Origin of the sequence: Pontibacter sp. Tf4, from assembly GCF_014212495.1 — a bacterium.
GTDB lineage: Bacteria > Bacteroidota > Bacteroidia > Cytophagales > Hymenobacteraceae > Pontibacter.
In genome coordinates this window covers 130229-149821 of sequence record NZ_JACKZC010000004.1, presented here as the reverse complement: position 1 = coordinate 149821, position 19593 = coordinate 130229, and the positions used below count along the sequence as shown (strand labels likewise).

General features: G+C 48.0%; 17 protein-coding genes. 8 read left to right on the top strand and 9 right to left on the bottom strand.

Features of this window, described 5'->3' with window-relative positions:
- Positions 1–5: 5 nt before the first annotated feature.
- Entirely contained in the window at positions 6–959 is a 954-nt protein-coding gene (locus H7F15_RS07910) for a hypothetical protein (protein ID WP_185196435.1), read from the bottom strand.
- Between the two features lie 169 nt (positions 960–1128).
- Positions 1129–1743 carry a deoxynucleoside kinase gene (locus H7F15_RS07905; RefSeq protein ID WP_185196434.1) on the bottom strand — a complete coding sequence of 205 codons (615 nt, stop codon included), beginning with the start codon at positions 1741–1743 and terminating at the stop codon, positions 1129–1131.
- Between the two features lie 181 nt (positions 1744–1924).
- Here H7F15_RS07905 and H7F15_RS07900 point away from each other — a divergent pair, with 181 nt between their 5' ends.
- Positions 1925–2101: a hypothetical protein gene (locus H7F15_RS07900; RefSeq protein ID WP_185196433.1), complete on the top strand. Its 177-nt coding sequence runs from the start codon at positions 1925–1927 to the stop codon at positions 2099–2101.
- A gap of 96 nt (positions 2102–2197) precedes the next feature.
- Here the strand turns inward: H7F15_RS07900 and H7F15_RS07895 are convergent, their stop codons facing one another.
- Positions 2198–2827 carry a hypothetical protein gene (locus H7F15_RS07895; protein ID WP_255481140.1) on the bottom strand — a complete coding sequence of 210 codons (630 nt, stop codon included), beginning with the start codon at positions 2825–2827 and terminating at the stop codon, positions 2198–2200.
- A 235-nt stretch (positions 2828–3062) separates the two neighbouring features.
- Between H7F15_RS07895 and H7F15_RS07890 the strand changes: the two genes are divergently transcribed.
- The 4 genes from H7F15_RS07890 to H7F15_RS07875 all read left to right on the top strand — a co-directional run bounded on the left by H7F15_RS07890 (position 3063) and on the right by H7F15_RS07875 (position 7399).
- A complete protein-coding gene (locus H7F15_RS07890) occupies positions 3063–5498 on the top strand; it encodes a GAF domain-containing protein (protein ID WP_185196432.1) in 2436 nt (811 codons plus the stop codon).
- 271 nt (positions 5499–5769) lie between these two features.
- Positions 5770–6573 (top strand): hypothetical protein, encoded by an 804-nt coding sequence (locus tag H7F15_RS07885; protein ID WP_185196431.1) that lies wholly within the window; start codon positions 5770–5772, stop codon positions 6571–6573.
- A 134-nt stretch (positions 6574–6707) separates the two neighbouring features.
- Positions 6708–6935, top strand: a complete 228-nt coding sequence (locus H7F15_RS07880; RefSeq protein WP_185196430.1) for a CDGSH iron-sulfur domain-containing protein — start codon at positions 6708–6710, stop codon at positions 6933–6935.
- A gap of 20 nt (positions 6936–6955) precedes the next feature.
- Entirely contained in the window at positions 6956–7399 is a 444-nt protein-coding gene (locus tag H7F15_RS07875) for a DUF2007 domain-containing protein (RefSeq protein WP_185196429.1), read from the top strand.
- Positions 7400–7449: 50 nt separating this feature from the next.
- Here H7F15_RS07875 and H7F15_RS07870 read toward each other — a convergent pair whose 3' ends face one another.
- The 3 genes from H7F15_RS07870 to H7F15_RS07860 all read right to left on the bottom strand — a co-directional run bounded on the left by H7F15_RS07870 (position 7450) and on the right by H7F15_RS07860 (position 12319).
- Positions 7450–8781, bottom strand: coding sequence for a RagB/SusD family nutrient uptake outer membrane protein (locus H7F15_RS07870; RefSeq protein ID WP_185196428.1), 1332 nt, complete (start codon positions 8779–8781; stop codon positions 7450–7452).
- A gap of 17 nt (positions 8782–8798) precedes the next feature.
- The gene (locus H7F15_RS07865) at positions 8799–11765 is read right to left on the bottom strand and encodes a SusC/RagA family TonB-linked outer membrane protein (RefSeq protein ID WP_185196427.1); all 2967 of its coding nucleotides are present in this window, start codon (positions 11763–11765) and stop codon (positions 8799–8801) included.
- Between the two features lie 296 nt (positions 11766–12061).
- Positions 12062–12319 (bottom strand): acyl-CoA-binding protein, encoded by a 258-nt coding sequence (locus tag H7F15_RS07860; protein WP_185196426.1) that lies wholly within the window; start codon positions 12317–12319, stop codon positions 12062–12064.
- Between the two features lie 154 nt (positions 12320–12473).
- Here H7F15_RS07860 and H7F15_RS07855 point away from each other — a divergent pair, with 154 nt between their 5' ends.
- Positions 12474–14669, top strand: a complete 2196-nt coding sequence (locus H7F15_RS07855; protein WP_185196425.1) for a S9 family peptidase — start codon at positions 12474–12476, stop codon at positions 14667–14669.
- 144 nt (positions 14670–14813) lie between these two features.
- Here the strand turns inward: H7F15_RS07855 and H7F15_RS07850 are convergent, their stop codons facing one another.
- Both H7F15_RS07850 and H7F15_RS07845 read right to left on the bottom strand, forming a co-directional pair.
- Positions 14814–15443, bottom strand: a complete 630-nt coding sequence (locus tag H7F15_RS07850; protein ID WP_185196424.1) for a hypothetical protein — start codon at positions 15441–15443, stop codon at positions 14814–14816.
- 77 nt (positions 15444–15520) lie between these two features.
- Complete coding sequence (locus tag H7F15_RS07845; RefSeq protein ID WP_185196423.1) at positions 15521–16519, bottom strand: zinc-binding dehydrogenase; 999 nt, start codon at positions 16517–16519, stop codon at positions 15521–15523.
- Between the two features lie 117 nt (positions 16520–16636).
- Between H7F15_RS07845 and H7F15_RS07840 the strand changes: the two genes are divergently transcribed.
- Positions 16637–17137, top strand: coding sequence for a GNAT family N-acetyltransferase (locus tag H7F15_RS07840; protein WP_185196422.1), 501 nt, complete (start codon positions 16637–16639; stop codon positions 17135–17137).
- 62 nt (positions 17138–17199) lie between these two features.
- Here the strand turns inward: H7F15_RS07840 and H7F15_RS07835 are convergent, their stop codons facing one another.
- On the bottom strand, positions 17200–18420 hold the full coding sequence (locus tag H7F15_RS07835) for a S8 family peptidase (RefSeq protein WP_185196421.1): 1221 nt from the start codon (positions 18418–18420) through the stop codon (positions 17200–17202).
- 410 nt (positions 18421–18830) lie between these two features.
- Between H7F15_RS07835 and H7F15_RS07830 the strand changes: the two genes are divergently transcribed.
- Positions 18831–19586: a peptidylprolyl isomerase gene (locus H7F15_RS07830; RefSeq protein ID WP_185196420.1), complete on the top strand. Its 756-nt coding sequence runs from the start codon at positions 18831–18833 to the stop codon at positions 19584–19586.
- Positions 19587–19593: the final 7 nt, after the last annotated feature.

The following is a 19593-nucleotide window of genomic DNA, read 5'->3' as shown; positions in this document are numbered from 1 at the left end:
AGATTTTACTCTCCCTCCTCACACTTAATGTTGTCCCCGATGTATCCGGCAGCGGCTTTGGCTGCGGCATTGCCGGTTGGCATATCAACGATACTATAAGAAGTCAGCTTATTCAGCGTGCTCAGGTAAGCATCTATAGTTGCCAGCTCGGCAGCATAAGCATTGGCAGAAATGTAGCCCATTTGTCTGTTCAGCAATACAGTGGCACCCTGCGAGAAAGCTGCTCTTGCATCCTTAAGGCCTCCGGCGCTGTTTCCGTTTGGTGTCATAATAGCAAGGCCTTCCGCTTCTGTATAGGTATAACCACCCAACGTAACGGTTTGTCCGTTCCAGCTTCCTGCTTTATGGAAAGCGCCCTGGCCTTCGCCGCACAGGTCCATCACGTCGCAACCCGGCCCGCTTACAGTAGTTGTATGGCACGCATTGCTGATCCTTGTCCAGACGGTAGCTGACTTCACCTGAATGGCCTGGCTTAGTGTAAACCGGATGGTGTAAACCCGGCCATCGGTCAGTTTCTCCTGGAAATCGGATAACCTCAAATAGCCTGTCACTGCCGACATATCGCAGGCACTGCCATTTCCTTCTTTAAAAGATGGAGCCAGCGACTGCACAAGAGAGCCGGTAACAGATGCAGAAACAACATTGGCACTTGTTAAAGCAATCTGCTGATCGTCGCAGCCGGTAAGTGTCAGCAAAAGCGAACCGATATTGGCCACATTGCCCTCAGCTGTTTTCTGTACTGTAAACTGCCAGGTTTTACCATCGGTAGTGCTCAGCGCTGATACAGTAACCGGGCTGGTAAGGCTTGCAGCTTTAGCGGCATCCAGCGAGGAACTGCTAAAGTCGGAGGAAGGGGTAACATTTTCCATGTCCTTGGAACATGAGAACATAAGCAATACGGCGCCTAGGCCAATGCTTACTTTTGTGAGTGCTTTCAGCATTTCTCTTATAAATAACATGTGTTATCGGATATGCAATAGTACTAAAAAAGCATCAAATAGTTACAAATAAATATTCAAATATTTATACAGCATAATTATCAGTTATACCCGCCCCGGAAACTATAAAGCCGCTGCCCTCCCCTATGGGAAAAGCAGCGGCTTTATAGTTGGTTTTGTAAGCTATAGTTTAAAACAGACCGAAAAGCTCCACCTGTATTTTTTCAATGATTTCGCCCAGGTCTTCGGGGTTTGCCACAAAGTCCAGGTTGTTCACGTCTATCACCAGCAGTTTGCCTTGTTTATAGTTGGCCATCCACTCGTTGTAATGCTCGTTCAGGTTGCGCAGGTAGTTTATGCTGATGCTGCTTTCGTAATCACGGTTACGCTTTTCGATCTGCCCGATCAGTTTTGGCAGGTCGGCTTTCAGGTAGATCATCAGGTCCGGTGCTTTTACCATGCTGATCATCGACTGGAAAAGGGCAAAATAGTTCTCGTAATCGCGGGTGCTCATCAGCCCGGACTGGTGCAGGTTTTTAGCAAAGATGTGGGCATCCTCGTAAATGGTGCGGTCCTGTATCACGCTGCGATCGGTGGCTTGTATCTGCTGCACCTGCCCGAAACGGCTGTTCAGGAAAAACACCTGCAAATGGAAGGCCCAACGCTCCATATCTTCATAAAAATCCTTCAGGTAAGGATTGTTCTCTACTGCCTCCAGGTACAGGTCCCACTTAAAATGCTGAGACAGTTTAGTAGCCAGGGTTGTTTTGCCGGCGCCAATATTGCCGACGATCGCAATGTGCATATTAAAACTAAAATTTGGTAAAAGCTGAAAACAAATGTAGCAGATTTTGCTTAGATAGCAGTTGCACAATATAGGTAGTTTATAGTACAAAATACACAATCTTAAAAACACTCTTTTCAGGGCAAATCCAACCGAACAGGCAGGCCGGCGTACACTTCAGGAGAACCAAATTCTGAAAGCTATGACGAAGGGACACAACCAAAGCCACCACAAACAGCATGGCACAATGCCGGCCAACTCGGTGAGGAAAGATGAAAACAGGCAGTTGAAAGAGCAGCAGCAAGATAAAAGCCCGGACCAGGGCCGCAATAAAGCCAAAGACCAGTCGGGCGGCACCAAAGGACAGAACGCCATTTAAAATAAAATGCCCCGGTAACGCTATAGTTGCCGGGGCATTTTGTTTGATTTTACTGGCAGGGGCAGTGCCCGCCTTTACAACTATAGTACCTATAGTTTAGCGCTTCTCGCGCATGTCGTTATATTTTTCCTGGGCGTCGCGGCTCTTTTTAAGCGTGGCAAACTCTACCTGTAGGGCGGCAATCTTTATCTTATCACTGTTGCTCAGGTTATCCAGCACTTCGGCTTTGCGGCTGTTCAGTTCCCCAAACACAAACTCGGCATATTCCCAGTCGCGGAGGCTCCAGTTACGGCGGTGGGCACGGGTATAGTCTGTAAGGCGGATGTAGGCGTTGCGCATGCCGGCTGGTTTTATAGCTCCAATGCGGGTGGTGCCGGTCATAAGCTGTTCCCAACGCTCCAGTTCGCGGCCGTTCAGGTTCACAGATTCTGCTTCGTTGCGCTCCTCCCAGGCATTGTAGCGGCTCTTCAGGGCATTGTACTCCTCTTTGTCTTCCGCCGACAGCTTCTCTTTATTTCTATCCAGCCCCGATGTCAGGCTTCTGAACTCCTGTTTTATAGTTGGCCACTCGGCCCGGGTCACACTGTCAGCCTGTGCCGATTTTTTCCGCATCCAGGTACGTAAATCCTGCAGGTCCTGCTCCAGTTGTGATGTTGTCTGCGCCTGCACACTTCCTATAGTTCCGGCCAGTAACGCAGCCATCAGGTATTTCTTCAAGGTTTTCATAACACAAAGTATAATCTCCAATGATAACACCGGATTGCGTGTAAATATTATGCCAAAACTATATAACTGCCAGCAAAAACAGCATAACCGGCACCAGGCTGATTTAACAGCAAGTTAACAGAAATTGTACTATCCTTTACTACCCGATTACGTTTAATGAAGAGAACACCAACTACCTGTACCCACAAAAAAGCATTAATTATAGCTTTCAGGCTATTAAAACCATATTCGCCCTATGAGCAATCCAAGAAGCCGTTTCCATGAAACTGTTGTCTCTATTACCAACAAAGATGAGATTATTCTGAGTGCAGATAAATTTCCATTCAGAACTACGCTCAGTCTGTCGCCGCTGGTGGCCTACTGGGAAAAGAAAGTGAATACCGACCCCAGCTGCAACATTGCCCGCGTGCAGGAACTGGCCGGCCTGTTGCGCAAAACACCCGCCCTGCTGCAACCCGTTGAAGATATTTCGCTCATAGAGCAGCACATCAGCACCGTGGACATCCTAATGGAAGAGATCTTCCCGAGTGCCTTATGGGAAAATGACCTGCGCGCCACCGTGGTGCCGTTCCACTTCGAGAGTTTTTATGCCACGCCGCGCCTGGAAGAGCTGAAGCTGCTGGGCGGCAACTATAGCGAGAAACTGGATATCGATAACAAGACCCTGCTTTTCCGGCAGACACTGACGGCCTATACCATTATTCTGGACAAGTTTTACAACGCCAATTTTGAGGTAGACAAGCCCTTTATTTTTACCATTAAAGATAAGTTTACCCAACTCGAGCGCCACTATAAACTAACTATAGACCTGAAGTTTATGGACGTGAAGCTGAAAGGTGAACTAAAACCCCTTAAGCCGCAGGAAATAAACTACCTGATAAACCGCTACAACAATCTGGACCTCTGGATGCAGAAGCTGCCGCCCGAGAACTTTGAGTTCAGCGGCTTTGCTATTTACGACTTCACGGACGTAACCATGGAGCAGACCATTTCCTCGCTGCGCTACGATCTGCTGGAGCAAAACACCGTTACCTCCGAAGAAAGTTACCAGGGACTGCAGCAAAAACTGCGCGTGCTGTTTGGATTGCCCGGCATTAAGTTCGGGATGGCTTCGTGCCCGGCCATGCAGGAGTTCGACACCTCGTATGCCCGCAAGATATGGAATGGCCTGGTACTGACACAAGAATGCGACCTGCGCCTCTCGGACCTGCGCGGCTCTATTTACGAACCTGTTATCAAACACGGCCACACTATTATAGTAGAGGACCTGAAGCTGTTCACAAGCCCTACCCTTGTCGAGCAATTGTTGTTGGATAAAGGTGTGCGTAACCTGATCATAGCGCCGCTGCAGTACGAAGGCCAGATCATTGGTTTGCTGGAAGTAGCCTCGCCTATTCCCGGTGAGCTGAATGCCCTGTCCATTATCCGGCTGAAAGATGTGCTGCCCCTGTTTGCCCTGGCCCTGCACCGCGGCCTGGAAGAGTTACGCAGCAGCATCCAGAACATTGTAAAAGAAAAGTACACAGCCATACACCCGGTAGTAGAGTGGCGCTTTACACAGGCAGCCATTAATTTCCTGGAGAAGATGGAACGCAACGCCACCGCCGAGATAGAGCCGATCGTGTTCCGGGATATTTACCCGCTGTACGGCGTATCGGATGTGCGCAACTCGGCCATTGAGCGCAACAAAGCCATACAGGGCGACCTGCTGGACCAACTGGTACTGGCCAAGGAAGTGATACTGGCTGCGAAGGACAACCTGCCACTGCCTATCCTGGATGAGCTTATTTTCAAGATCGATAAATTCTCGCAGAACATCGTGTCGGAGCTTGGCCCGGATGATGAGGCACAGGTGCTGGAGCTGCTGCGCCTGGAAGTGGAACCACTGTTCAATCATTTCCTGCAACTGAACCCTAACACTGAGAACGCGATCAGAAAATACAAGAACGCCATTACCAACCCGTACCATGTGGTTTACAACAAGCGGCGCGCGTACGAAGAGAGCCTGTTCCTGATAAACGAAACGATCTCCTCGTTCCTGGACCGCGAAGAAGAAAAAGCGCAGCAGATATTTCCGCACTATTTCGAGAAGTATAAGACAGACGGGCTGGAGTATAATATCTACATCGGGTCGTCGCTGCTGAACAGTGGCAATTTTGAAAGCATCTACCTGAAGAACATGCGGCTGTGGCAGCTGATGCTTACCTGCGAAATCGCCCGCCGCATCCAGAACCTGCGTGCTACCTTAAAACTTCCGCTGGAGATCGCGCAGCTCATACTCGTGCACAGCGACCCGATCTCGATCCGCTTCCGGCTGGATGAGAAGAAATTTGACGTGGACGGAGGCAGCAATATCCGGTACGAGATCATAAAAAAACGACTGGATAAGGCCACCGTGCGCGACTCGGAAGAGCGCCTTACCCAGCCTGGAAAAATTGCTATAGTTTATACCCAGCAGAAAGAAGCAACAGAGTACATGCGCTACATCGAGTTTTTGCAGTCGGAAGGATATGTGGAGCAGGATGTGGAGTTTCTGGATGTGGATGAGATGCAGGGAGTGCAGGGACTGCGCGCCATACGCGTATCGGTAAGCTTTAAAGAGCAGTTGCGCCACGACATAGATGCCGGCGATGAGCTCCTGAGTATAGCCCAGAGTGCAAGTCTTAATTAATTAAATCCAACACCCTTAAATAGGTAAAATTATATATTAATTGTATTTTAAATTTTTTTGTAACCTTTTTAAAAATTTAATATTAACAATCAAACAGCTGTTTATCAGAACATTATAAACTATTAAACCAAAACAAACACAACACTACAATCGTGTTTTTTATTATTTTTTATACACAAGTGCAATTATTCTTTCAGTTTTGCCGTTTTCAATCCAACACCAGCTTAGGTAACTGGTGAAATTAGTTTTCACGTTTTCAACTTTTAGCCAAATGAAATTGAAAAACAGAATTATGCCTGCCATGCTATTTTTCGGCGTGGTGGCGTTCTCATCTTGCGATGACAGAGACAAAACAGCGCTTCAGCCAACAATGGAGCAGGGCGCTATTTCCCATGTAATGGCCGACTCATCAGAGATCACCTCTTACAACTATGCCGGGAAAGAACTTACCCAGATAAACCACTACGACAAAGAAACCGGCGACCTGGAGTCTTTCGAGAAGTTTATCCGCGATAACAAAGGGAATGTAATTAAAGCTACAACCCACGCCGGCGATAACCACGCTGTGCTTTCAGAGCAGGCTTTCCGTTACAACGAGAAAAACCAGCTTACCCAAACCACAACTGCTTACTACAACGGCAGCAACCTGGAGTACAACGCTATTACCACGTTCGAATATAACAGCAAAAAAGAGTTAGAGAAAAAATCGGTGCTGGAAGGTGCTGATGAGAAATCAGCTAAGCTGAAGTCATACACAACATACGAATCGCTTCCAAACGGCAACATAGGCCAGGAAAAACAATTTGTAGTGGATGGCAAAGGCACTGGTAAACTGTTCTCTACCACTACGTATTCTTACGACACGAACCAGAACCCATTCTTTAACCATGCAGAGCCAGGCGCCGAAGCCAGCCCGAACAACATGACGGTTGCCTCTACACTGGTGCATGGCAGCAAAAAAACGTATCGTTACAGCTATACTTACAAGTATGATGAGCGCGGCTACCCAACCAGCCAGACCGTTACATCGCCAACCGGTAAGTCTGAAACATACACGTACCTGTACAGCAACTAAGCTGCGCGTACTACATTAGTTTAAACAAGAGCGGCTGCGGGAAATACCTGCAGCCGCTCTTGTTTTTATACCGCCCTGCTGCGCTGTAAACCAACTATAAATGCCTATATTTGCTTTACACCTAACCTATAGTAATGGCAAAAACAAAGATCACAGTAAACAGCAACGGCTCGCTGCGTGTGGAAGGCGATGATTTTGAGATCGTAGATAAAGAAGGAAATGTGTATGGCTTAGGCGGACGCACACTGGTTTCGATCTGCCGCTGCGGCCTATCCCAGAATAAACCTTTCTGCGACGGCTCTCACAAAGGCCACTTTGAGCACGATGCAAAGGCATTTGACCTGCCGGAACGCAAGCAGTAATTATATTTCAGTAGAACACTATGGCAGAGCGTTTGGTAACTATAGCCAGCTTTAACGAGCCCACCGAAGCCCACATTATGAAAGGCCGCCTGGAAGCCGAAGGCATCCTGTGCTTCCTCAGCGATGAGCATATTGTGGGGGCACAGCCTTTTTATTCGGTGGCAGTAGGTGGCGTAAAACTAAAAGTTACCGAGCAGGATGCAGAAGAAGCCCGCCATGTCCTTAACCGGATACAGGGCGGCGACAACGAATACCTGCTGGACGACAACATAGAACTGGCCCCGCCCATGCAGGAACACGTGGTAGTTACCACCTGCCCGCAATGCGGCTCCGACCACATTGCCGAAGAGAAGTATAACAAGACCGTATTTTCGCTGAGTTACCTGTTGTTTGGCTTTCCGCTTCCGTTTATCAGCCATAAGTACAGATGCTATAACTGCGGCCATACCTGGAAACTGAAATAAAAAAGGAGCCTGACCGGGCTCCTTTTTTATTGAACTATAGTTTAGCTGCTTTAAAAAGCTTCTTCTATAAACGGTTTCGGAAAAGTGGTCCATACATCGTCTCCCGGTCGGTCTAAGGGCAATTCATTCAGGCGGCCATACCGGCGCATATCTACCCAGCGGTGCCCTTCAAAATACAACGAGTAACGGCGCTGCTCCAGCATTTCATCGATCAAAGCGGCCTGGGTTACCGACCCAGCGTAGGGCCCAAGGCCATGGCCCTGGCGGATAATATTCAGCGCTCTTACAGCTTCCAGAGTATTACCTGTCTGTATGTTTGCTTCTGCATAAATCAGAATCAACTCCTCGTTCCGGATGATCGGGATCGGATCGGTGTTGGTTTTATACAAGGCCACATCGTACTTTCCGGTTAAACCGTCCAGCGATGCCGCCTCTTCCCGCTCCAGCACTTTCGATCTCCTGTCATCATTCGGGGCAATATCAGCAATAAAACTGGGGTGGGCTATCCTTATCTCACCTGATGAGTTAGGCGCTACAAATACCGGATTCAATACATCTCCGGATGAGGCACTGAAGACGTAATAGACACCTTTATTGAAGTCGGTATTCAATTCAAGAAAAGAGTCTTCCAGAAAACCCAGCGCATCTTCAAATTCTTCGTTGTAAACAGCCACACGTGCAGCAAGCGCACGATTGAACTGGAGAAAGCCTGCCGGATCGTTGAACCCGGCAAACCCTTCGGATAACGAAAAAGGAAATTCCTCACCGGCGGCAGCAAGGTGCCCTGCGCCTTCTTCCAAAAGCAATGCTATAGAGTCCAGGGCGGCACTACGTTCCACAAAAGGACCCAGGTTATCAGGGTCGTCCACATCTATTCGTATGCCTGGCTCCCACATCATGGTCAGGTTCATCAGCAACTGGTGGGCTTTTATAGTTTTGGCAAACCCCAGGTACCCCTGCCGTTGTTCCTCTGTAATAAGTGTAGTATTAAATACCGAAGCAATCAGGATGTTGGTGTTTTTAACAACACGGTAGCGGCCAGCCCAGGGGTTGGTTGTGTAAAATGTGTTGTTATCCAGCACCGAGCTGCCTTTCCCTAACAGATCGGCAGTAAAACGTGGGTCAGCACTGGAGAAGCGGTAATGCTCCCGCCCGATTACCCCCATGTTATCATAATATGTTCCCAGAAAATTGCGCATTCCGGCCTCCGTACCCACTACCAGGTTGTTCAGATCATCTACAGTAGCATTATTAAGTACCGATTCTACAGTTGGGTTATTGGGGTCCGGAATATTATCTACTTCGCAGCCCTGTAGTACAAGTCCGGTTGCCAGCCATACCAGCATCGCCTGATACTTTATTTTAAATATGTAACTTTTCATAAAACTCAGATTAAGAATTAGAAGCCAATTGTAAAGTGCAGGAAGTATCGTTTAGAGGATGGGAATGGCGTTACATCTACACCAGTGGAGAGACCGTTACCACCGAAGTTCGATACCTCAGGGTCGTAACCATCATAATCTGTTATAGTAAACAGGTTGGTAGCCGATGCCCCGATCCTGACCTGGCGTACAATTCCTTTGGTTGCGCCCTCCAGAAAAGCTGTTGGCAATGTATAATAAAGCCCCAACTCGCGCAGACGCAGGTATGATGCATCTTGCACAAACGGCTCAGCGCTAACACCCAGCGCCGCAGTACGCTCCGCTGCATTCGGTACGCCGTCTCCATCGTCATCATCATCATAGTCAAACGAAGTGCCACCAAGGTCTGTCAGCAATTGCGTCAGGTTTATGTTATCGCCGCCCTGCTTCCAGTGCAGCAGGAACGAAAAGGTCAGGTTTTCTTTAATGGTAAAGAAGTTATGGAAGTTCATCTGGAAATCAGGCGCAGCATCTCCTAAAACTACTACCCCTTCTTCGCCTTTTATACCTTTTATCTGGGTGGCTGACTTTCCTTCTTCTATAAAAAAGGTACCGAGCGTGTTACCAAAACCACCCAGCGGGAAAGGCGGTACATCCAGTTCTGTGATCTCGGAGTTATTGACCCAGTAACTTGTTCTGGAGTTCCATTTAAAACCAGGCAGGTCGAATGGGGTGGCGCTTAAGGCAAGTTCTACTCCACGGTTGCGGAGCTCGCCACCGTTTACCACTCTTGTCGAGAAGCCCGAAGAACCCGGAACGTTCTGCACAAGAATAAGATCTGATACTGTTTTTATATAGTAAGTTGCCTCCAGTATAACCCTGTCCTGCAGCACCCCAATGTCTACGCCTGTTTCAAATTCTTTCTGACGCTCCTGTTTTATATCGGCGTTGCCGCGCTGTATCGGAACTATAATACCCGGACTGCCACCTATATTAAACGGCGAAAACGAGGTATACTTGGCTCCGAATGGCGGAAATCCACCTGCTTCGCCGTAGGCTGCGCGCAGTTTCAGCATGTTCACACTTTCTCTGGTCCAGAAATCGAAGTTGGCAAGGTTTATAGCCAGCGAGAATTTAGGGAAGGCTACAAACTCGTTTACATCGGCGTTATTAGAGGATTTATCCAGGCGCAGGCCGGCAGTAGCAATGATGCGGTCTCTGAAGTTAACCTCTTCCTGGAAGAACAAACCCTTGTTACGCACAGGCAGTTGGGTCTGGTCCACGGTTACTGCACTCGACTGGTCGAGATTGGTCTGGGAGCCGATGAGTTGGGTAGCTATAGTTAGCACCTGATCCTGGTTAAAGTTTTCGCGGGTGGCGCCTATAGTTGTTGTGAAATTCAGATTATCATCGCCTAAGCTCAGGTCATTTACCAGAAATGCAGCAAAGTTTGTGTTCAGGTTATAGTTATTGCCCTGTATAGAGGTACCCTGGTTGCCGTTCTGTTCAAACTGCAGTATTCTCGGGAAGATGGCTACGGTCTTGAGGTTATAAAAATCAAGCCCTGCTCTTATTACAAGTCTGGTACTGCTTACAGTTGTGTTGTACAGGTTGGTATTTAGAGTTAACCCACCCAGGAAGCGATCTACATTCTCCTCATTCGTCATCAGGTCGCGGGTCTGCAGGAAGTTGGATGCCGCAAAGGGGTTATCCGGGTAAAGGCCGCTTTCGTCCCGGAACAGATCCGCAAAACTTGGCGTGCTCGATAGCGCCACCCCGAAGGAAACACCGGCGTTGTCGTTGTTGGTAAGTCCCCGCTTTGCTATGGAGTTAACATAGTTTGTGCTCAGGCTAAAATCAAATCGCTCAGAAATCTCATGGTCAAGGTTGAAGCGCAGGGATTTCTTCTCATAGCCGGTACGTTTAACTATCCCTTCTTCGTCCTGTATCAGACCGCCTACATAAAACTGTGTCTTCTCGCTACCTCCGCTTATATTCAGCCGGGTATTATACAGCATGCCCTTATTGCCATACAGTTCCTCCTCGTAATCTATCAGCCTGCCGGCATCGCGGGCAGCAATAAACTGCTCAACAAGATCTGGCCGGTCTTTATAAGTCGATATTACACGCTCTTCGGTAAATGTGCGCACCCCTAATAAATGTGCCGCTTCCGTAAAGCCAACATCCTGCGAAATATCCACCAGGGTTTTGCCAGAAGTGCCGCGTTTGGTCGTAATAATTACCACACCTGCTGCGGCCAGTGAGCCATAAATAGCTGCCGCCGACGCTCCTTTCAGCACTTCTATAGTTTCAATGTCATCCGGGTTTATATCGGCGATGCGGTTAGAGGCGTTATCCTGGTTTGAGGCATTTCCCTGGTTGGCTGCAGCTGTTACCACATTCAACCCTCCGGAAATTGTGGAGTTGTCAACTATAATTCCATCAATAACATACAGGGGTTGCGCATTACCAAAAACCGATGTTACCCCGCGTAGCCTCATGGCAATACCCCCACCCGGCGCACCCGAGTTGGCCACTACGTTAGCACCAACCAGCTTTCCACTTATAGCAGCATCCATAGTTTGCGGAGATGTAATTCCGGTTAGCTCGCGCGTATTCAGCGTAGATACCGCATTGGCCGCATTGGTACGCTTTACAGAAGTAGCCAGACCTGTTACTACCACCTCGCTAAGGCTGGTGGTTTTTTCTGTTAACTGCACATCAAGTGTAGTGATGGAGGGTGTAACAGTGATGGTGCGGGATTCATAACCGATATAGGAAAAGGTCAGTCTGCCTTGCTCTGTTGGAAGCGTAATGGAATAGTTACCATTAACATCAGTACTGGTTCCGGTGGTAGTACCCACCACCACTACAGCTACACCAGGCAGGGCCATGCCAGAGCCGGCATCAGTTACTTTACCGCTTACAGTTGCTTGCCCATACGCTGTTACAGACACCAACCAGAACAATAAAGCCAGAAGCTTTAATGGGTAATGTTTTTTCATAGCAAAAAAATTAAAAGTGAGAATTAGTAGGCGAAACAGGCAGAGAGGGAGATGCAGGGCACGCCTGATGCCAGCATAGTATTTATACGATAATCATTATTTAAAGTATAATTATACCAATAATAATACACTTTAAGTAATATATTTATATAACTATAGCTATATCACAGGCCTTAATCAGCCTGTATTTGTGTACCCTGAAGACTTTGACCAATGAAAGAACTGAGGAAGAAAAGAGCATAAAAAAGCCGTAACCCAGGGCTACGGCTCTTAAAAAAAACGGAAAGTAAAATGGCTTACTTAGAGGTCAGTTCGTTCACGAATGCGACGTACTCGGCTCTGGCCTCTTCCTGGCTTTTGCCTTCCAGCTTTTTCCAGGCATCCCACTTGGCAATGTTCTTAAAATCAAACCCACCGGGGCGCTCTGTGTTCACATCTCCTTCAGAGCCTTGCTTATATAGCGCGTATAGTTTCAGAAGCACGTCGTTAGAGGGACGTTCTGTCAATGTTTTAGAGCGTTCTGCTGCTGCTTCAAATTCCTGTTGTGTAGCCATAGTTAATTTGTATAGTTTGTAAGGTGTTCCAAATTACTAAAAAAGTAGTATGCAAGCATAACATATAATGGTTTTATTTTTTCCTACAAACTGCGTACATTTAGTTGCCGCCATGCAGGCTGCGATCCAAATTAAACTATAGCAAATGTTAACTATGAAGAATCTGAAACCGGCAGCCGCCTGTGTGGGTACGCTGCTTACGGCTTCGCTTGTGGTAGCCACCGGTTGTTCGTCCAGCAACACCACCGCTACAACTGCTACCAACACGCCTACTACCGAGCAAACTACTACAACTATAGCCGAGCCACAGCCGCCGGTTGCCAAAAAAGTACCGAAAGAGCTTACCCAGCACGGCCACACCCGCATCGATAATTATTACTGGTTAAACCAGCGCGAAGACCCGGAGGTAATTGCCTACCTGAACGCCGAGAACGCCTATACCAAACAGATGCTGGCCCACACCGAAGACCTGCAGAAGAAACTTTACAATGAGATCGTAGGCCGCATCAAGCAAAACGACGAATCGGTGCCGTTTAAGGATGATGGTTACTGGTACTACACCCGCTACGAAGCCGGCAAGGAATACCCGATATACGCCCGTAAAAAAGGCACCCTGGATGCTCCTGAGGAAATAATGGTGAACGCCAACGAGCGTGCCGAAGGCCTGAGCTATTACGCTGCCGCCGGCATGAACGTAAGTCCGAACAACCAGCTGCTGGCTTTTGGCGAAGATACCGTAAGCCGCCGCAAATACACCATCCGCTTTAAAGACCTGAAAACCGGCAAGTTTTTACCTGACCAGATCCCGAACACGACCGGCGCCGCAGTATGGGCCAACGACAACAAAACGGTATACTATACCATGAAGGATCCGGCCCTGCGCTCTTACAAGATCTTTAAGCATACACTGGGCACACCATCGTCGCAGGACAAGGAAGTGTACCACGAAGCCGACGAAACCTTCAGCACTTATGTGTATAAGACCAAGTCTGATAAGTACATCATTATCGGCAGTGGCAGCACCTTGTCTAACGAATACCGTTACCTGGATGCCGATAACCCGAATGGCACCTTTAAGGTAATTCAGCCACGCGAACGCGGCCTGGAATACAGCATCGATCATTTTGGTGATAAGTTTTACATCGTTACCAACAAGGACGGCGCTACCAACTTTAAACTGATGCAGACACCGGTAAGCAAATCCGGCAAAGCCAACTGGAAAGACGTGATTCCACACCGCGCCGATGTGCTGCTGGAAGGTATCGAGATATTTAAGGATTACCTGGCCCTGCAGGAGCGCAAAAACGGCCTTACCCAGATCCGGGTGATGAAGTGGAACGACCCGAAAACCGATTACTACATTGACTTCGGCGAGGAAGCTTACACCGCCTACATCAGCGTAAATCCGGACTTCGACAGCAAGGAACTGCGCTACGAGTATAGCTCCCTTACCACGCCAAACTCTACCTACGATTATAACATGCAGACACGGGAGAAAGAGCTGCTGAAGCGCCAGGAAGTGGTAGGTGATTTTGACCCGGCCCGCTACGAGTCGCGCCGCATTTATGCTACTGCCGATGACGGTACCAAAATTCCGATCTCGCTGGTGTACCGCAAAGGCCTGGAGCGCAACGGTAACAACCCGACCCTGCTTTACGCTTATGGTTCGTATGGCAACAGCATGAATCCGGGTTTCAGCTCGGTGCGCCTGAGCTTGTTGGATCGTGGTTTTGTGTATGCCATTGCCCACATACGCGGTGGTCAGGAAATGGGCCGCCAGTGGTACGAGGATGGTAAAATGCTGAAAAAGAAGAACACCTTCACCGACTTTATCGACGCCTCGGAATACCTGATAGAGCAGAAATACACCAACCTCGACAAACTGTTTGCACAGGGCGGCAGCGCCGGCGGCCTGCTGATGGGTGCAGTTGTAAACATGCGACCTGAGCTATACAAAGGCGTAATTGCAGCCGTACCGTTTGTGGATGTGGTAACCACCATGCTCGACACCAGCATACCGCTAACCACTGGTGAGTTTGACGAATGGGGCAACCCAGCCGAAAAGCAGTACTATGATTATATGCTGTCTTACTCGCCGTATGATAACGTAGAAGCCAAAGCCTACCCGAATATGCTCGTAACCACCGGCCTCCACGACTCGCAGGTGCAGTACTGGGAGCCAGCCAAATGGGTTGCCAAGCTTCGCGATATGAAGACCGATAACAACATGTTGCTGCTACATACGAACATGGAAGCCGGACACGGCGGCGCTTCCGGCCGCTTTGAGCGTTACAAGGAAACCGCCCTGCAATATGCGTTCTTACTCAACCTGGTAAATCAGAATCAATAAAGACCAGTGATTAAGGGGATTATTCTGATTTTTAAGATTTCCTCCTGACATTGACATAAAAAAAAACAGCCGGTGCTAAACTATAGCACCGGCTGTTTTTTTTATGTCATTTCGAGTGTAGCGAGAAATCTATTTAGGATATCCTCAATTATGCTTTTTCTTTAACAATGTTATAATCAAAGCTAACAGAGAAATTAAGAGAGCAGCATAATTAATATAGTTTTTTTGATCTACTTCAGGTTCAGGCTCAGCTATAGAATTTCTGTATCCAACTAAGAGTGCATACTCATTTATCCAGTTCTTTAAATGAAGAGGTAAGGTTTTCGGATAATGAGCTTTTGCTCTTTCTTCCTGTTCTTCTTCACTTATGTTTTCTCCGGGCATAGGAGGAGGTGGCGGTGGATTTGCTCCTAGGCCTGTTAGACTTCTGGTCAGTGAACACATATCCAATTCAATTTTACCATTTCCTCCGACTGCAGCATACACAATCCAAAGGCCATCTTCTGGAGCATATGTACATGTATTTGTCATTTCTCCATAAACTGTATCGCCCTTGATTTCTCCTTTAAATATATCAAGTGCCTTCATTGCGAACTGGTCTCCTTCAGATGAAATAACTTCACCAATGAAAATCAAATCAGCTTTGCCCAAATGCTTCTGAACAGTAATTGGTTTCCAGTTTTCACCATCTAAAGGAGCACAATCACAGGCATGAGCAGCAATACTAAGAAGGAGTGCAACTGTTAAAAGTAATAGTTTCCAAATGTAGCTCATAAATAATCCCAGATAGATCTCTCCTTTTGTCGAGATGACAAAATAGTAATCCTAAAATCTATCAAATCTTAAAAATCTTAGTTCACGCGTACTATAATTTTCCCGAACTGTTTGCCGGCTTCCATGTAGCGCATGGCTTCTTCAGTTTGCTCCAGTGTAAACACACTATCCACTACTGGTTTTACTTTTTTATCGCGTACAAAAGCTACCATGTTGGCAAAGTCTTCGTTGGTGCCCATAGTGCTGCCGTGGATGGCCAGTTGCTTCCAGAATATCTCAGCAGGGTTTATTTGTCCGATCATGCCGGTGGTGCCGCCGTACATACCAATCCTTCCGCCTGGTTTAGCCAGTTTTACCAGTTGCACGAAGCCTTCACCGGCAGCGCCATCTATGCTCACATCAAAGCCACCAACTATAGCTTTCAGCTCTTTGCCCCAGTTCTCTTTTTTATAGTTGATGCCGCCGGTAGCGCCCAGTTTTTTAGCTGCCTCTATTTTCTCATCCGAGCCGGATGTTACCCAAACCTCGGCGCCGGCTGCTACGGCAAACTGTACCGCAAACAGCGCTACGCCACCACCGGCACCTGTTATCAGCACCTTCTCCCCTGCTTTAAGGCCGCATTTGGTAAACATGGCACGGTAAGCGGTAACGCCGGCCAACGGCAGGGCAGCGGCTTCTTCCCAGGTCATGTGTTCCGGTTTTTCGTGCAGGTTGGTGGCGCGTACGTTTACATACTCGGCAAAGGTGCCATCCTGGGGCATGCCCAGTACTTTAAAATCCCTGCCATGTGCATCCGGGTTATCGCCCCAGTCCGACGACGGATCTATGATCACTTCTTTTCCTATCCAGCTTTTATCCACGCCCTCGCCTACTTCGGTTACAATGCCGGCACCATCAGAGCCCAGTATAGTGGGGTACTCTTTTGTAAAATAGCGGCCATACTGGATGTACACATCGCGGTGGTTAAGCGCGGCAGCTTTTACCTGAACTATAGTTTCGCCGGGGCCGGCCACAGGTTTTTCTTTTTCAATCAGTACAAACGGGGAATTTATCGCTTCCAGGTATATTGCTTTCATAAGTAAACTATAGTTTGATATTGGTACAAAGGTATCATTTACAGTATAACCACAAAGTAACAACAGGGTTGGCATTTTTACCGGCAGCCCGTAACTTGCAACTATAGCAACAGCAAAATGAGCAACTACCTTTTCCGGACAGCCACCACAGCCGACATCCCAACTATAGAAAAACTGGCGTCGGCCACCTGGGAGCCAACCTATAGCCCCATTCTCAGCAAAGAGCAGATAGACTATATGTTTGGCGTGATCTATACACCCGAAGCACTGCAGGCACAGATGCAGGAAGGCCAGACTTTTATTCTGCTGTACCAAGGCGCGCAGCCACTCGGATTTGCCAGCTATAGTTTAAAAGATGCTGAAAACAAGGGGTACAAACTGAACAAAATCTACTTGTTGCCGGAGTGCCAGGGAAAAGGACTGGGCAGACTACTGCTAACCCACGTGGAAACTATAGTGAGGGAGCTGGGCGGCAGCACACTGGACCTGAATGTGAACAAGTATAACCAGGCAAAAAAGTTTTACGAACGCTGCAGGTACCACGTGCACCACGAAGAAGATATCCCGATAGGCCCCTACTGGATGAACGACTTTGTGATGCGCAAACATTTAAAATAACAAAAGGCAGCCTTCCGGCTGCCTTTCGCAAACTTTAAACTTAAGCAAACAAATTTCTATTGTTATCTATGTGCAATAGGGTCAGGGTTACCATCTCTGTCGCCAGACACGTAGCCATCGGTAGCAATATTGCCTAACAGCAGCAGACCAGCTACGTGCGGAGACGCCATAGAAGTACCGCTGATCGTGTTATAGCCGCCACCTTTCCAGGTAGATTTGATGCTCACGCCAGGTGCGCAGTAATCAACCGGTGGGTTGCCATAGTTAGAGAACGACGCAAAACGGTCGCCGGAATCCATAGCTGAGATGGTGTATACGTTCTGGTGGTTAACACGTGCCGGAGAGGAGTTGTTGGCATGCGTGCTTTCGTTACCGGCAGCAAGGGCAAACTTGATACCTTTACCAGCTGCACTCACGATAGCAGCATCCAGCGCGTCAGAAGTAGGACCGCCTAAGCTCATGTTAGCCACATCGCCTGATTTACCATTAGCAGCAACGTAGTCTACACCAGCTATAACGCCTGAGTAAGAACCACTGCCACGGCTATCGAGCACTTTAACGGCAACTACAGTGGCACCATGCGCTACGCCCACAACACCAATGTTATTGCCCTGGATAGCACCAATAGTACCTGCTACGTGCGTACCATGGCCGTTTCCATCGTCAGCAGAATCAGCATCCTTGCCTTTGGTGAATACAGTGATGCTTCTGGCTACATCTACGTTCAGGTCTGGGTGGTCCAGGTCTATACCAGAGTCGATAACCCAGGCAGTTTTACCGGCACCGCTGGCATAGCCAACACGGGTAATACCGTAAGGAATTTCCTCACCGGTAGAGCCGCCACCGCCAGTTCCTGGCTTGGCAAGTGCTACAATTCTGTCCTGTTCAATGTAGGCCACGCGCTCATCGCCACGCAGTTTTGCCACATCGGCTGGTGTTAATTTTGCTGCCACACCAAATATAGCCTGGCCATACGAGTGCTCAATCTCAAAATCAGCTACATTGTTATCACCGAAAACCTCCACACCAGTCTGGCGGGCCATTTCAACGCGCTGGGCATATGTTTCGGTGCCGCTCATTCGCTGGGCACCTTTGTTAAATACAACTATGTATTGTCCGTCAATCAGGGCACCGTTCTGGCTGTTCTGAGAAATAGAATCCTGTGTGGCTACGGCATCTACAGGGTCGCTGTCGCAAGCGGTAAATGTGCAGGATACGGCAGTTACGGCCGCACCAAACAAAACGGAGCGCAATGCAGCTCGCATTTGTAAAGTGTTTTTCATGATGTTTTAAGGTGTTAAAGTGTAAGTAAAAAAACTAAATTAATCCGGATTATAATGTAATATATTGAATTACCGATACATATGCAAATTAAAATATAGTATTGCCTTATAAAACTTTTAAAAAAGTGCCTTCAGGCGCTTCAATCCAAAACTATAGTTAACACAGGATATATCAGATTCTCTGTTTTCCGGGCGATGTTGTTACACCTGCCTGAAAGCCAGCCTCACCATTGGCCGGCAATCTCCGGAAACATAGCGTGTTATACCCCGTTTGATAGTAAAGTTGTTACATACTAATTTCAGATTATAACTATAGTACAATTAAGCCAAAACGCTAACACACTATACACAGCCGGAAATAACTATAATTTTGTATATTCAACCATCAAAACATCTAAAACCCTACACCCGTGAAGCATCTGAAACTTTCTTTAAAAAGTATAGCCCTGTTTTTCAGCATTTTGCTGGTAGCTGCCTGTAACCAACAGGAGAACCAGGCTTCGGAAACAGAACTGACAACCAAGAGCACAGAAGAACCGGCCCTGGAACAACTGACCTCCGAAAATGTAGTAGAGAAACTGACAAAGTACGGACAGGAGCACCCTGATACCATTGCCGTGATAAGCACCCGCTACGGCGACATTAAACTGCGCCTGTATAAAGATACGCCCCTGCACCGCGCCAATTTTGTGCGGCTGGCTAAAGCCGGGTTTTATGACCAGGGCGAGTTTTACCGCGTCGTGAAAGACTTTGCCATACAGGGCGGCGACTCTGATAACCGCACCATGAAACAAAGTGCCTACAAAATACCGCAGGAGTTTAAGCGCGAGCACATCCATAAAAAAGGAGCCCTGGCTATGGCCCGCTATGGCGACGAGCGCAATCCCGAAAAGGAATCATCGTCGCATAACTTTTACATTGTGCATGGCAGCCCGGTGCCACTGAGCGAGCTCCGCTCCTGGGAAAAGACCCACGGCATTACCTACACCCCGGAAGAGATAAAGATCTACACAACTATAGGCGGCGAACCCTCTTTAGATACAGAATATACCGTTTTCGGGGAAGTGCTGGAAGGACTGGATGTGGTGGATAAGATTGCAAACGAGCCCGTGGACGGCAGCAAATGGCCAAAGGAAATTATACCGCACAAAATTAAAGTGATGTAAAAACAAA